The following is a 13,619-nucleotide window of genomic DNA, read 5'->3' on the forward strand; positions in this document are numbered from 1 at the left end:
CGGTCCGTGGAGTCCTGAGATCGGGTGGGTGCCATGCCGTCGTACGGAGTCGGCCGCTTACCCCACTCGGCAAGGACGCGGAAGGGGAGAGTGGCCGGCTGGCGCCGGGAGGCCGCATACTCGTGCGGCGCCAGCCGGCCGGTTCACGGGCCAGGTCTGCTGCGGCGGCGCGTGTCTTGGACGAAGGCGGCAAAGCGCTGGTCCTCGGCGGCGGACAGCGCCGCTATCGGGCGGGCGGCCAGGGTGGGCAGCAGCCACCGGTGCTGCACGCCGAACAGGAAGAGCAGCAACGTGGCGATCAACTCCTGCCGGGCCTGCCCGGTCATGGCGTCACCGCCGGCCCGGACAGTGCCTGCACGACCTTGCTCCACCGGAACACGGCCAGAACGAGAGCATGATCGGTCGCCTCGGCGACCTCGTCGCTGTCGAGGACCTCGATCCGCACGAGAGCGTCAGCGATCCCCGGCGTGGCATAGATGCGGTCGATGCGCTGCCGGGGTCCCTGGTCCTTGCGCCACAGCGACGCGGTGGGGGCGAGCGCCGTCGTGCGGGACTGTCCCAGACGCACCGCGTGCTGGCCCAGCTCCGCGAAGACCGGCGGGCGTGTGCCGTGCCGTCCCGCCAGGATGGCGTCCGGCCGGGTGTCCGACACCCGGACACCGTTGGGCCCGATGACCGTGCGGTGCTCGACGTGCGAGCGGTTGTCGACCTCGTCCCAGTCCGGCAGGCTCGGTGCCTCGTCCGCGGCGTGGACGTAGGAGTTGAAGTCACCCCCGATGATCGTCTCCATGCCGGGCTTGCCCAGGGTGGTGAGCCGTCTGGCTTCCCGGGCACGCGTGTCGGGGTCCCAGTAGCACAGGTGAGCCGAGGCGAGGCTGAGGGGTTTTACCTCCGGCAGGGCGCCCTTGAGCCGGACCACCGGGTTGCACACCGGATGCCACAACAGGGTGGAGTGCTCGAACTCCTGGATGGGCTGGAACACGCTCGTGTCGAGGAACACGCCGGTGGGATTCGCTGACTCTTTCGAGGCGGTGGCCATGAAGGGGAAGAAGCCGTTGCCCAGAGCGTTGGCCTGATCCCACATTGCCTGCTTGCCGTGCAGGTCGGCCCGGGTCAGCTCCTGGCGCAGCAGCACGTGCGGGCTCACCGCGGCCATGACCTTCATGGCCTTGTGCCAGCGCGTGGTGGAGCCGTCGCGGTCGCGCCCGTCGTGCTCGATGTTCGCCGTCAGGACGCGGATCTCGTCATCGTCGGTCACAGCGCCGCCTCCCCGCCCACAACGGCCGCACCCGCCGCGTCCGTGGCCTGCTCGGCACGTGCCACCCACAGGCCGGGGTCGGCGATCTCTCCCAGGGTGGGGATCAGCGAGGGTTGTGCCCACATGTGATTCACCAGCGTGACGCCGCCTGTGCGGTTCACGACATCGGCGATCCACTTTGCACCGTCGATATAGACGGCGGGCGGCGGCATCGGGAAGTCCGCCCGGGCCGGCAGCCACACCGTGTCCGCACCCGGCAGCAGCAGATCCCTCTCCCCGATCCGCCGCTGAAGCCCGGCGACCTGCTGCATGAACTGCCGGGTCTCATACCCGGTCGGGTTGCCGGGCACGACCGGCTCCCCCAGCAGGTGGGACGTCACCTCGCGGTTGGCCCATTCCGCGAACCCATAGGCCACAAAGGCAGGATAGGCGTCGGGCAGCAGATGGTGCCGCTCAGGGCAGGGACTGTAGACCACGCGGTGCAGCGCGCCCTGACCGGCCTGATGTCGCGCCACGCTGCAGAACTCGTGTGCCACCAGCTTGGTCATCTGAGGCTCGCGGAACCCCGCGTGGCGAAGCGTCTGCGGGGCGATCAGGATCTCGGCCGCGCCACGTTTGTTCGCGGCCGTGTAGCCTGTGGCGAGCATCCACGTTTCGCTCAGCAGTTTCTCACGTGCATGCATGCTGGCTCGCAGACCGGCAGTTTCCTGCGCGTCGAGCGCGTAGAGGGCGATGTCCCGGTCGAGGGCCCGGCGCTGGTCTTCGTTCACCTGGGATACCAGGCGGTCCGAGTCGAGCAGCCGGATGACCGGTTTCGGCCCCATGCCAAGACCGGTGCAGTCCTGCAAGGCTGGGGTCACTCGGTCGCTGATGTCATGCAACTGCTCGACGAGCTCCGCCCAGCCCTCATCGGTCTCGTCGTGGATGATGCAGGTCGCCATGGCGTTACCACTCCTTTGTGCAGAATAGGTACAAACCGTTGGAAGAATTCAGCCCGCGCCTTCGCATGCGTGGGGTGGTGCTTGACTCAGCGGCAGGCTTGTGCCCGCCATCGGGCAGTCCTGGTTGAGGGTGCGGGCTCGCTGCGGAGCTGATCGCCGGGCCCGTGATCCTCCTGTGACGGTCCGGGCCGGAAGAGGAGGTCGAGTGCCTCGCGGCCGCGAGTGGACCGGCGGCGCGCGAGAGGGCTTGCAACCTCTGGCCTAGGGCAGGTCGGTGCCCGTTCGCGGCTGCCCACGCCGTGCGCGGCGGTCGCCTTCACGCACGCTCTGCATGCGGCACGACGTGCTCAGACCCGAGGTGCGAGGAGGCGGTGTGCCCGTCATCTCTTTCACCCCTGTCAGAGCAGTGCGGTAGCGTCCGCATCGGGCTGTCTACTGACGTTGCTCTGATCAGCGGCTCCTGCAAACGTCACACCAGGCGTCCACAAGGCCTCCTCCCGCCCCTGCGTCGCTTTCCTCACGGTGGGGCAAGGCCCGGGCTGGGGAGCCGATGTCGTATCCGACATGGCTCCGGCATCGCGGCGCGGACTGCGGCACAGGATTCGGGATCCCGCATCGTCCCGCGGCATGTCCGCGAGGGGCGAAGCAAGGCGCAGGGCGGCCAGGACGAGCGCAAAATGTGAGAACGCCTGCGGAAAGTTGCCGAGTTGGCGTTTGTGGACGGGGTCGTACTCTTCAGCGAGGAGCCCGACATCGTTGCTCAGGGCAAGGAGCTGTTCGAACAGGCTGCGGGCTTCATCGCGGCGCCCGATCATGGCAAGAGCTTCGACGAGCCAGAACGAACAGGCCAGGAAAGCGCCCTCGTTCCCGGCCAGTCCGTCCACTCCCGTTTCTGTGCCGGCGGTCGGGTAGCGCAGCAGCAGACGGTGCTGTGTGGACAGCTCGCGCTGCACCGCGTCGATCGTGCCGATGACCCGTTTGTCGTCCGGTGGTAGGAAGCCGACTTGCGGGATCAGCAGCAGCGCGGCGTCCAGCTCCTTGGAGCCGTAGAACTGGGTGAACGTGTTGCGCTCGGGGTCGTAGCCTTGTTCACATACCTCGCGGTGAATCTCCTCGCGCAGTTGCCTCCATTCCTTGAGCCGGGCGGTGTCTCCGTGGGCCTTCGCGTGCTGGATCATCCGGTCGAAGGCGACCCAGGCCATGACCTTGGAGTGGACGAAGTGCCGTCGGGGACCGCGGACTTCCCAGATCCCTTCGTCCGGTTCCCTCCAGTGCTGGGCCAGGCAGGTGAGGAGGTCGGCTTGCAGCTCGTAGGCGCCGTCGTGGTGATCAAGGCCTGATTGATGCCCGAGGTACAGGGTTTCGATGACCTCGCCGTACACGTCGAGCTGGAGCTGCCGGGCTGCGGCGTTGCCGATCCGGACGGGTTGCGAGTCCTCATATCCGGGCAGATCGAGGACTGTCTCGGCCAGGTCCCGGCGGCCGGTGATGCTGTACATGATCTGCACACGCTCCGGGTCTCCGGCCACGGCCCGCAGCAGCCACTCCCGCCATGCACTGGCCTCTTCGCGGTAGCCGGTGCGCAGCAAGGAGGTGAGCGTGATAGCAGCGTCGCGCAGCCAGGTGAAGCGGTAGTCCCAGTTGCGGGTTCCGCCGAGGTCTTCGGGCAAAGAGGTCGTCGGCGCGGCGACCATGGCGCCGGTCGGTGCGTAGGAGAGGGCCTTGAGCGTGAGCAGAGACCTGACTACTGCTTCCCGGTGCGGGCCGGCGTAGGTACAGCGGGCCGCCCAGTTCTTCCAGAAGCGTGTGGTGTCGGCGAGGGCCTGGGCGGGATCGGGAAGCGGTGGGGGCGGCAGATGGGACTGCCGCCAGGTCAGGGTGAAGGTGGCGCTCTCGCCGGCGCGCAGGGTGAAGTCCGCCCGTGTGGTGCCGTCCTCGTGATCGGTGGTGGGTACCGTGCTGTCGAGCCAGACCGCGTCCGGTCCGGCCAGGGCCACGGCGCGCTGCGTGCCGCCCGGCTGCAGCCGGGCCCGCCGCGGCTCTACCTGCCCGTAGCCGAACCGCAGCCGCATGAGGGAGGTCATCCGGACCATACCGCTGACTCCTTCGACGATGCGGATCAGCTGTGGCGCTCCCGGTGTTCCGGCGGAGTGGGGCGGCATGAAGTCCAGGACGCGGACGGCACCGGTCGGCAGCGACCAGAGCGTCTGCGCGACGAGGGTGTCTTCGGTGTAGCAGCGTTCGGGCACCGCGTGCTGGTCCTGGGGTGCGAGCTGCCACGAGCCGTGATCTGCGGTGCCGAGCAGGCTGGTGAAGACGGCGGGTGAATCGAATGCGGGCAGACACATCCAGGCCGCGGTACCAACCCGGTCGATGAGGCAGGCGGTCTGCAGGTCTCCCACGAGGATGTGGTCCTCGATCAGGGGCACGGTGACGTCCTTTGGTCGGCGGTCGGCGATATCAAGGCAGGGGCAAGTGGCAAGAGGGTCGTGTCCGTGGAGAGCGCGCGTGCACCCGCGGATGTCTCTCCTGTGCAGGTCAGCGAATCGTCAGTGGAGCTACCTCACCTGCAGGCCCTTCAGAGGCTGCACTCATCGCGGGCCAGGTCGAGGAAGCCACCGCGGGCCCGCAGGATCGCGAGGGTGTCGGTATAGACCTGGGGGAAGGTGCTGATGTCGACTTGGGAGACCGCGATGATGCCGTGGATGTCGCGGTCGCACAGGGCCGTGAACAGGCGGGCCATCTGCGGGCGCACCGCCGGATCGCTGTTGCCGGTGTTGTCGAAGGTGACGATGGACTGTGTCCATCCGCGGCGCATGAGCACCGCCTGGGTCTGCGCCAGGCGCTCGGCGGGGTCCTGGCCCGGCTCGACCAGCGTGTATCGGGCCACTCGTACGGGCGCGCCATCGGGGAGGCGTGCAAGCGCGTGCCGCAGGTCCCTCGTGCGTATCGCGTGCAGTGCGCAACATCTGCTGTTGGGCGCTTCCTGTGGCGGCGCGCTACAGGTGGCTGCGGGTGAGCGGAGTGCCCTGAGCAGCGTGCCGGCAGGCGGTGCTGAGGGGAGGGTGAGCGGGGCGGAGAGGATGTGCACGAGGGTTCCTTCGCGGGTGGCGTCAGGCGGGAGCGGGGCCCGGGGGAGTTTCGGCTGCGTGGCAGTGTTGGGCCCGGGGCACCTTGGGCGGCATCTAGCTGGTCAGCGCCTAGCGTTTCCGTTGATGAGCGCGGTCGTTCGGCTTGGTGGGGTCGTGGTTGTGTGGGGTGTATGCGTGCTGTCGGCGGACTGCTGCCGGGGCGGGCGGTGAGGGTGCCGCTGTTACCAAGGCCGGGCTGGGCCAGAGGGCACGCATGAGGGACTCGAGGCGGTCGCGGCGGATCCAGACGCGCATCGATCTTGGGGTCCAGGTCCCCGACGACGAAGCCCTTGACCGCCCCGGGCAGAGCCAGTTCCTGGCTGAAAAGGGTGCAGTCGTCGTGCTGGGGCCCGCGTGTTTGCCAAAGCCTCCGGACTGTGGCTGAGGCAGGTCCGCCTGCCGCGGCCCCTGTCCGATCGCCGCGGCGGCGCGCGGGCGGGGCGGGAGCGCGGGCCGGTGCCGCTGATCACGCGGCTGTTTGCTCGCCTCAGCCTGTCACGGCGGCCGCTGTCGCGGTGGCACGTACGGTCCACTGTTCGGGGCAGGCCACTTCGGCACGGGTGGGGAGCAGGCACGGGTAGGCCCACACCCAGTTGAGCAGGGCCACACCGGTGAACTGCATTACCCGCCCGACCCATTGCGCGCCAGCGCGGTACTCCCCCGGGGTCAAGGCGGAGTGAGCGGCTGCGGCAGCACCAGGGGTGGCTTGCTCCAGTTCCTCGATGCGTGCGTCGTATCGTGCGCGCGCCTGGCGGAGGGTGTCCGTCTCGTGCCCGCTGGTCTCCCCCGGTACGACCACGCGGCCGATGAGTTCCTGTGTCACCTGCTGGTCCGCCCACAGCGCGTGCCCGTCGGCAATGAAGGCCGCCTGCGCGCCCGGCAGGAGACCGTAGTACTGGGGGCGTGTGGTTGCCAGTACGCGGAACAGTTCGCCTTCACCACCGCGGTGCTGGCCAACCCGGCAGCCCTCGTGGGCGAGGAGCTTGATCATGTGCGCTTCGTGCAGGCCTGCGTGCTGGACGGCGTCAGCATTGATCAGTATCTCCGGCTGTCCCTCGGCGTCCACGGTGCAGCCCGGAACGGAAGGCCACCTCAGGCGTAACGACTCCTCCCGAGCCTCCAGCCTCGTCCGGCAAGCCCGTATCTCCGCCGTGTCGAGGCCGAAAGCATCGGCCTCGCGGGCCACAGAGTCATGAAATCCGCTCACGATCCGGTCCAGGAAATCGTCCGTGCCCTGCAGACGAATGGTCACCTCGCCCAATGGCAACTGGGTAACCCTCTCAAGGACCGGGAAGACACGCTTGGCCAGGCCCTCGAGCTGGCTTGCCAATTCCGGATGGGCGCGCGTGTCCTGGTGGAGCTGGAAGGTGGTCATGCGATCTCATTTCCTAGTGTGCGGAGTTCCGCAAGAAGGCCGGGTAGCGGCACTGGCAGCGCGCGGGGCGGCGAGGTGCGGGCCGTCGCGGGGAGCTGACTGGCTACTGCCGTGATGTTCGCGCGGTGTTGCTGCCTGCCACGGGCCTCCGGTGATCAGGAGGAAGGGGTGCTCCGTGCCAAGCGGATTCGTTCTGGCGGACCAAGTGCGGCAGGCGCCCGTCTGCCAGTGCCGGGGTTCCCTGGTGCCAGGATCGCCCTTTGCGTGCGGATGGCTTCCGCACGCCATCGTGGCTCTGATCTGTATCGCTCCGCATCGTGATCCGTTCGCAGGAGAAGGCTGATGATCCTGTGGCGGCGGCTGCCGCTCAGCCCCAAACTGAGCGGCAGCCGGGCCCCTGCTGCCCACGCCGTGCAGGCGCTTCCCCCGGGCAGCGGTGCCGTACCCCTTCGTCCTGACTTCCGCGACCGCGCTGTCTCGGGGGAGGCGCGGTACGAGCGGAACCGAAAGGGCCCCTCCTGGCCGTTCCCGCAGGTCCGCGGCGGGAACGACCAGCTCAGAAGTGTTCTTTCAGCGGCAGGAAGGCGATGACGGCAGTGCAGACGGCCAAGATCGTCAGAGCGAACACAAGCCGGGTCCCGTCCGACCGGTCGTTCCCGGTCTTGGCCGTGTGCGAGGTCACCGCGACACCGCGGAGTTCAGCCCGACGCCGTCCGACATCCTGATCCCTTGGACGTCCTAGGCACCTTGTGCGGAGCACGACCAGACCGCGTAGGGCTCTCTTCACGGCGTTCACGAGGCTCCTGTTCACATCATGCGCGTTCCGCTCGGGCAGGTGGACTTCCTTTCGGCCGCAAACGCCGCTTGCTCGTGCCGTATGAGCAGGACAGCAGGTGGAGCCGCGTGCATGGGACACAGATAGCTCCAGGTCGTCGTGGGCTTTAGGCCGGTCAGGCGGGCCGGCTACCGCGGTCACTGGTCGACCCCGAACAACGCGCACGTGGTTCTGCCGCCATCGGCTACTGCCCATTTGTGGGCGAGTGCGGACACCAGCGCTAAGCCCCGGCCCGACTCCTCGTCGCTGTCCGCATCGCGCAGTCGGGCCGGCTCCGGGTTCCCGTCGGTGACGTGGACCAGCACTCCCGCGTCAACGAGGCGCACCTCCACCTCCACCACCCCACACAGACCGTGCTGGATACCATTGGCGACCAGCTCAGAGACGCCAAGCACAATCTCCGCAGAGCGATCCTCGCTCACCCCCCACGCCTCCAGCCGAGTCTTGACCCTCTGGCGCACGCTGGATACGCGGCCTATGTCACGTGCAATGGAGCTTGAGAGGACAGGGTCGGCGGCGGGTGCTACTCCTGGCGCGGGGCAGGTGGACCGCTTGGGGGTATCAGGCAGCAACAGTGCCCCCTGCAGCAAGACATCGATCTCACGGTTGCCGCGGTACGCACCGATTAGGGGCAGCCTCATTGCAATGCTCCCTGCGACGCGAAGGCGGCTGATCCAGCCATCGGCAGGCTCACGACCGAGTAGCCGCGAAGGTGCCGACGAGAGCGTGGTGTGGGCATCGCAACGTCCTCAATGGAGATCGGTGGAGGGGGCGCGGGCTCCTGCGCCCGTCGCCTCGCGCCAGGGTCCGCTCGCCTCTCCGGACAGCGAGAGCACGGACCGAGAAGACCGTCCAGAGGCCATAAGGGCGTGGATCGCGCTGGCAGCGAAAGCCATTGCGGTCGATGTGCAAAGGGTGAGTACCGGCCGGAGGCCATTCGCCTGGCTGCGCAAGAGTAAGAAGCCGTAGGCCGTTGCTGACCGCCCTACGGGTGGCGGCCAGTCATATCTGGCCCGGCATGCAGTTGCGGCCGGCGCAACTCGTTCTGCAAGCGGAGGGGGTGCGTCCGGCTCGGTTCGGTTTTGACGTTCTGGTAGCACGCGGACCGCTTCGGTCCATCTCGTGGCCAACGTGCGCATGTACAGCGTTTCATGCGTTTCATCGCTTGCATCGGATTCCTAGTGAAGAGTCGAGTCGCAGCAGCAGGCGAATGTAGGATCGACATCCAAGGACTCGGCCTAGCTGAGGGTGCGCCGGGGTTGGAGCGGCCTGACGTAGGCTCCAGCAGATGTAGAGCCGCCGAAATGCATGACACCTCGTTGGCCACACTTAGAAGCATGCCTTAGTCCGGTCACTCAAAGCTATGCGTAAACCCGCCCCAAAGTTCACCAAAGTGCTGGCTAGTGCGCAGAACCTGAGGGGTTTCGGGGTATAGCGGAACCCGCCTTGCCTTTCACACTGTGCGGAAGCACCCTACAGAGTAGCGACCGGGCGACGAGAGGTCTCGTCACGTGCTGGCGTCTCGACGGCGTCGAGCTAGCCGCTGAACGCGAGCCCTGTGGCAGCAGAATTCGACGCCACAAAGCCGTGTGAAGCGCCTGTTGTTGCGCACCGCTCGCAGATCGGATCACTGCGGGCATTGTCGTTCAAGGCAGTCGGCTTCCAAGGTTGCCTGGAATGGAGGAAATATGAGTACGCTGCCATAGCCGCTTTTGATGCCGCAGGACGTGGGCACTGGCAGCGGCAGTTAGATCGGCGTGGCTGGATCCGCCGAAGCCTTTAAGCAGTCATTGTGCTGTCGGGAGAGCGCCTCTGCGACCGACGGCCCCGTTGCGCTCGAGGCACATACTGAGCATGCCGCCACCCTGCAGCACCCACGAGAACAGCCCCAGAACGGGGAGACAAGTTCTCGGAGATTCCCGATCACGCCTTGCGATACAGGCGGAGGCCGGCGCTCATTCGAGCAATCTGCGCCGAGGCGCCGGACCTCGCCCGCATGGCCGTCTACACCTTTTGCGCTACGCCTACGTATAACGGGAGGGGGGCGCCTGAGCCATCGCCCTGCAATGTGGGTTCCCATTCCTCCACGAGTTGGACCCCAGGCTCGAAAAGTTGGAGTCCGGAGAAGAAATCAGCGAACTCGCGGCGAGATCTTGCTTGTGCGGAGGTTCCGATCTTGCGGTAGTAGGCGACGACTTTGTCCCATGTAGCGGGGTCAAGGTCTCCAGTTACGTGTGAGAGCATGAGGCAACTGCCGCGCGGGAGAGGCTCTAGCAATCGTGCTAGAAGGTCGTACGGCTTGCTGTTGTCCTCGATGAAATGAAGTACTGCCACCATGGAAAGGGCTACGGGTTCCTGGAAGTTGAGGAACTTACTGGCCGCAGCGGTGATCTTCCCTGGCTCCCGGACATCTGCGTGCAGGTACTGCGTCTGCCCCTCAGGAGTGCTGCGAAGTAACGCTTGAGCATGAGCCAGGACGGTGGGGTCGCGGTCGACGTACATCACTTTGGCGTCCCGTGAGACCTCTTGAACCACCTGGTGGAGGTTTGGTTCGGTTGGGATCCCGGTTCCAATATCGAGGAACTGCTTTACCCCACGCTCGGCGAGCAGCCGTGACGCCTGGTGCATGAATCGTCTATTGATGCGTGCGAGTGGGCCCACGTCTGGGAACATCTGCTGGACCTGCTCGGCCGCTGCCCGGTCGCGGGGGTAGTGATCTTTACCATTTAGGTACCAGTCGTACATGCGCGCCCCGTGCGGCTTACTGGTATCGATTGCACCTAAGACGTCTTCTGCATCAGACACTCTTCCGGCTCCGTTTTCTTGAGCGCCAGACTCTGGGAGGTATCAGTCATCGGGAGAGCAGGAAATCCGCATCCCCGCCTTTGGCTCCCTCGACGAAGGCGCGGACGGCCTCGCCAGGGAAGACCAGTGCGGGTCCGCCCGGCTGAGTGGATTGACGGATGGCAACCTTCCCCTCGGGCAACTGCTTGACTTCGAAGCAAGCCCCGCCGTTGCTGCCGCTCCATGGTTTACACCACTCTTCCGTCCCCAGGTCATTGTCGGCATCGATAACGTGACTCATCAAGGAAGCTCCTTACGGGCATCAGCGAGAAAATCCTTGGTCGACTCCCGATCGAGGGCGTGCACGCTACTCATGTGGTCGAGGGCTTCGCGGAAGAGTCCTGCCGCGTCCTCGTCTTCGGTGTACTTAGCACCGCTGAGCATGTCCGTGCTGACTACGTCGGGGAGTTCAGGAACTGCGAAGCGAAAGATGTGGAAGGGGCCGAACGCCCCGGGGTGCAGACCTGCCTCAAGGGGGCACACCTGCAAGGTCAGGTTCGGCAAGTCTGCGACTTCCAGCAGGCGGTCAATCTGACCGGCCATCACGCTGCGGTCGCCCACCGGTCGGCGCAGACAGGTTTCGTCCATGACCACCCACACTTTTGGCGGGCGCGCCGGTCTCGTACGCGTCAGGATCTCCTGTCGCTTCATGCGAAGAGTCACGTGCCTGTCGAGGACGTCGGGTGTCATCCGGGGCAGGCCCGCCCGGAGAACTGCCTCGGCGTATTGCCTGGTCTGCAACAGTCCTGGCACTACGTGGGGCTCGTAGATGCGAAGCTGAGTGGCTGCGGTCTCCAGTGACACGTGGATGCTGAACCAGTTCGGGAGCACGTCGCTGAAGCTCTGCCACCAACCGGGCTCGTTGGCCTTGACGGTGAGTTGGAGGAACTCCTCTGTCTCCTGCGCCTCCACGTCGTACAGCTCCAGAAGCGCTTTGACCGTCGCCCACTTCAGCGGCGTCTCCGCCTTCTCCATCCGCGTGACGGTGGTCAGAGACACATGCACTGCTTTGGATGCCTGCAGAGCAGTCAAGCCAGCAGTCTCGCGGTATCCGAGGAGACGTCTGCCCAGCACCATTTGACCCACTGTCGGGGCAGGTCGTGGAGCGCTCACGTCGGGTCCCCCTCCCCTGCGCTGGTCACTCGGAGAAGTGTGCCATGGCAGGGCCGGTGCCGACCAGGGTGCAACACAGCTCATGCAAGTTGCATGGCGGCGGCTGCATGGTGAGGACTTGTCACAAGCCGTCCGCGAGGAGCATAGTTGCGTAGTGACTCAGCTCACGTAGCTCCGCGTACGACGGTTCGCTGCGCCTCATCTCAGGAAGGTCCGAGATGCCCGGCCCCACGCTGTTCCAGCGCTGTCTTGACGAACTGCACCTAGGGGACTGGACCTTGTTCGCCATGCGGTACGAGGCGACGGCACGGTATTTGAGCCATGAACTCAAGAAACCGGAGATCGCCTCTGCGACTGTCGCTGAGAACACCTTCAGAAGGTGGGCGGCAGGCTGGCAGGGCACGCCGCAGAATCCCGCCCGCATCGTGTTGGAGAAGATGCTGGGACACCAGTGTGACCGGCTCTTTAGCCCAGCCCCGGAGCCGGTCTCCGCCAAGGAGTCTGCGGTACGACGCAGGCTGCAGGCCGTGGACTGGGCGGTCGGTCGCTGGCCGACTTCGCGACTGTTCGCTGCGGCCGCAGAGGACACGGGTACGTGGGAACTGGCCGGCAGAAATGTCCTGGACGGTACGGCAGTTGCGGTGCAGGCTCACCCGGCGACGTCTGAGGGCATCTGGACTACCGTTGTCCCCACCTCGGCGGAAGCTCTGCACGGCTTCCTGCGGCCAGCCCGCCGCGGCTTCCTCCTCGGAGTGGAGGGGCACGCGGATCCGCGGGTATACGTCATCGACGGGTGCGGGCTGCGGCGGCAGCAGTACCCCTCTGGCGAACCTATCGCCGTTCCACGCGCCTACGAGCTCGACGACCTCACCTTCGGCCTGGTGTGGTCGCTGGTTCAGTTCGATGACGGGCTCCTGGCCGACGACCTGACGCTGGCCGAACAACAGCCACTGCTGGACACCTACTTGGCATTGCCCCGGTCCGCTCCCGGCCATATGGCCTTGCCCACCCTCACCTCGGTGGCTGCTAGCTGGACGGGGTCCGCGTTCTGTGCACGCTACCTCCGGTCCCATTTGGAAGGCCGCACAGAGACGCCGGTCTTTTGGACCCGCGAACAGACGGGGGAACAAGCCTCTGCGTGGCTTTTCTTCCAGCACAAAGTGGAATACCTCAAAGAGCTCTCCGGCCCTCGTGTCTTCGCCATTCCCGAGGAAGAGGTAGCGCGAAGCGGCCAGTACGAGAAAATCCTACTATTTCTTGCCGTCGCGCTGATGGAACGGTGGGGAAGCCACGTGCGTGTGACGGCACGACCCGAGTACACGACCGTCGACGGGTTCGCTCTATCGCGCGGGGACCGTGTCGTCGTGGCCAACTGGGTACGCACGGACGAGGTATGGGCCGCGGAGACGATCACGCGCGGCGCGGTGCTGCGGGAGTACCAGCAGGCGTTCATGGATGCTAGTGAGCACAACGTGATGGAAGGCTCCGGACCAGAGCAGAGATTACGGGCGCTCGCGGGCTATCTCAGCCTGCCGTGGGCCTGGCTGGTGCAGCGCTGCCGTGACCTCGGTGATGTCGGTGTCTCCGCCCTGTTGCGTCCGCGCAGTCGGCACCTGACAGTCCGGGCACTCGAGGAAACACTTCGATTTGTCGGCGCTTTCTCGCACAGAGGGTAGTCCACCACATCGCCGTTCTAGGGCGGGTCCGATGAGTCGCGCTGTGGCTCAGCGGGGCGCAGGTCGTAGAGGTAGGAGCGGTCGTTCTTGAAGCTGCGCCAGACGGTGGCAGGAGGCTCAGGCTCGTTGCCGATGCTGTTGACGGGGTAGGCGGTGACGAGGCCGCCGACAATCTCGCAGTGCCAGCCCTTCTCTGACCCCCAAAACGCACCACAACTGTCCGTCGGTTCGGCGATAGGCGGGCCGGCCATTGCTCTCACCGTCGCTCTCGAAGTGGTAGCGGAGGCCATCGACGTGGCGCACGAAGCTGAAGGTCTCAAGAGCCGGCGGGCGGTGGCGGAACCACCGACTCGTGATCGACGCCGTGATCTGGAAGTACCGCACCGGCGCCCCGTGGCGGGACCGGCCCTGCCCGCTTCGGTCCCTGGCAGACCGCCTACTACCGC

The 13,619-nt window shown here is 66.2% G+C and carries 11 protein-coding genes and 1 pseudogene; 1 reads left to right on the top strand and 11 read right to left on the bottom strand.

Annotated elements, in window-relative coordinates:
* Positions 1-143: 143 nt before the first annotated feature.
* The 10 genes and pseudogenes from IG78_RS0132765 to IG78_RS0132810 all read right to left on the bottom strand — a co-directional run bounded on the left by IG78_RS0132765 (position 144) and on the right by IG78_RS0132810 (position 11,497).
* Complete coding sequence (locus tag IG78_RS0132765; RefSeq protein ID WP_030570291.1) at positions 144-326, bottom strand: hypothetical protein; 183 nt, start codon at positions 324-326, stop codon at positions 144-146.
* Positions 323-1,258, bottom strand: coding sequence for an endonuclease/exonuclease/phosphatase family protein (locus IG78_RS0132770; RefSeq protein WP_030570307.1), 936 nt, complete (start codon positions 1,256-1,258; stop codon positions 323-325). The genes IG78_RS0132765 and IG78_RS0132770 overlap by 4 nt, the downstream gene beginning before the upstream one ends.
* The gene (locus IG78_RS0132775; RefSeq protein ID WP_030570310.1) at positions 1,255-2,199 is read right to left on the bottom strand and encodes a hypothetical protein; all 945 of its coding nucleotides are present in this window, start codon (positions 2,197-2,199) and stop codon (positions 1,255-1,257) included. Before IG78_RS0132775 ends, IG78_RS0132770 begins: the two co-directional genes overlap by 4 nt.
* Before the next feature lie 641 nt (positions 2,200-2,840).
* A pseudogene (locus IG78_RS0132780) lies at positions 2,841-4,628 on the bottom strand (glycoside hydrolase family 15 protein); the annotation flags it as partial.
* Positions 4,629-4,777: 149 nt separating this feature from the next.
* The gene (locus IG78_RS0132785) at positions 4,778-5,089 is read right to left on the bottom strand and encodes a hypothetical protein (RefSeq protein WP_051853132.1); all 312 of its coding nucleotides are present in this window, start codon (positions 5,087-5,089) and stop codon (positions 4,778-4,780) included.
* A 728-nt stretch (positions 5,090-5,817) separates the two neighbouring features.
* Entirely contained in the window at positions 5,818-6,705 is an 888-nt protein-coding gene (locus IG78_RS0132790; RefSeq protein ID WP_030570320.1) for a zinc-dependent metalloprotease, read from the bottom strand.
* 972 nt (positions 6,706-7,677) lie between these two features.
* Positions 7,678-8,181: an ATP-binding protein gene (locus IG78_RS43030; RefSeq protein ID WP_051915556.1), complete on the bottom strand. Its 504-nt coding sequence runs from the start codon at positions 8,179-8,181 to the stop codon at positions 7,678-7,680.
* 1,363 nt (positions 8,182-9,544) lie between these two features.
* Positions 9,545-10,345, bottom strand: coding sequence for an SAM-dependent methyltransferase (locus IG78_RS46605; protein ID WP_078965753.1), 801 nt, complete (start codon positions 10,343-10,345; stop codon positions 9,545-9,547).
* A gap of 46 nt (positions 10,346-10,391) precedes the next feature.
* Positions 10,392-10,625: a DUF397 domain-containing protein gene (locus IG78_RS0132805; protein WP_030570326.1), complete on the bottom strand. Its 234-nt coding sequence runs from the start codon at positions 10,623-10,625 to the stop codon at positions 10,392-10,394.
* Entirely contained in the window at positions 10,625-11,497 is an 873-nt protein-coding gene (locus IG78_RS0132810; RefSeq protein WP_030570329.1) for a helix-turn-helix domain-containing protein, read from the bottom strand. The genes IG78_RS0132805 and IG78_RS0132810 overlap by 1 nt, the downstream gene beginning before the upstream one ends.
* Before the next feature lie 218 nt (positions 11,498-11,715).
* On the opposite strand from IG78_RS0132810, the gene IG78_RS0132815 reads away from it, so the two are divergent.
* Positions 11,716-13,173 carry a hypothetical protein gene (locus IG78_RS0132815; protein WP_030570332.1) on the top strand — a complete coding sequence of 486 codons (1,458 nt, stop codon included), beginning with the start codon at positions 11,716-11,718 and terminating at the stop codon, positions 13,171-13,173.
* A 17-nt stretch (positions 13,174-13,190) separates the two neighbouring features.
* Here IG78_RS0132815 and IG78_RS43035 read toward each other — a convergent pair whose 3' ends face one another.
* Positions 13,191-13,424, bottom strand: a complete 234-nt coding sequence (locus IG78_RS43035; protein WP_225882298.1) for a hypothetical protein — start codon at positions 13,422-13,424, stop codon at positions 13,191-13,193.
* Positions 13,425-13,619: the final 195 nt, after the last annotated feature.

It is taken from the genome of Streptomyces aureocirculatus (genome assembly GCF_000720475.1).
GTDB lineage: Bacteria > Actinomycetota > Actinomycetes > Streptomycetales > Streptomycetaceae > Streptomyces > Streptomyces aureocirculatus.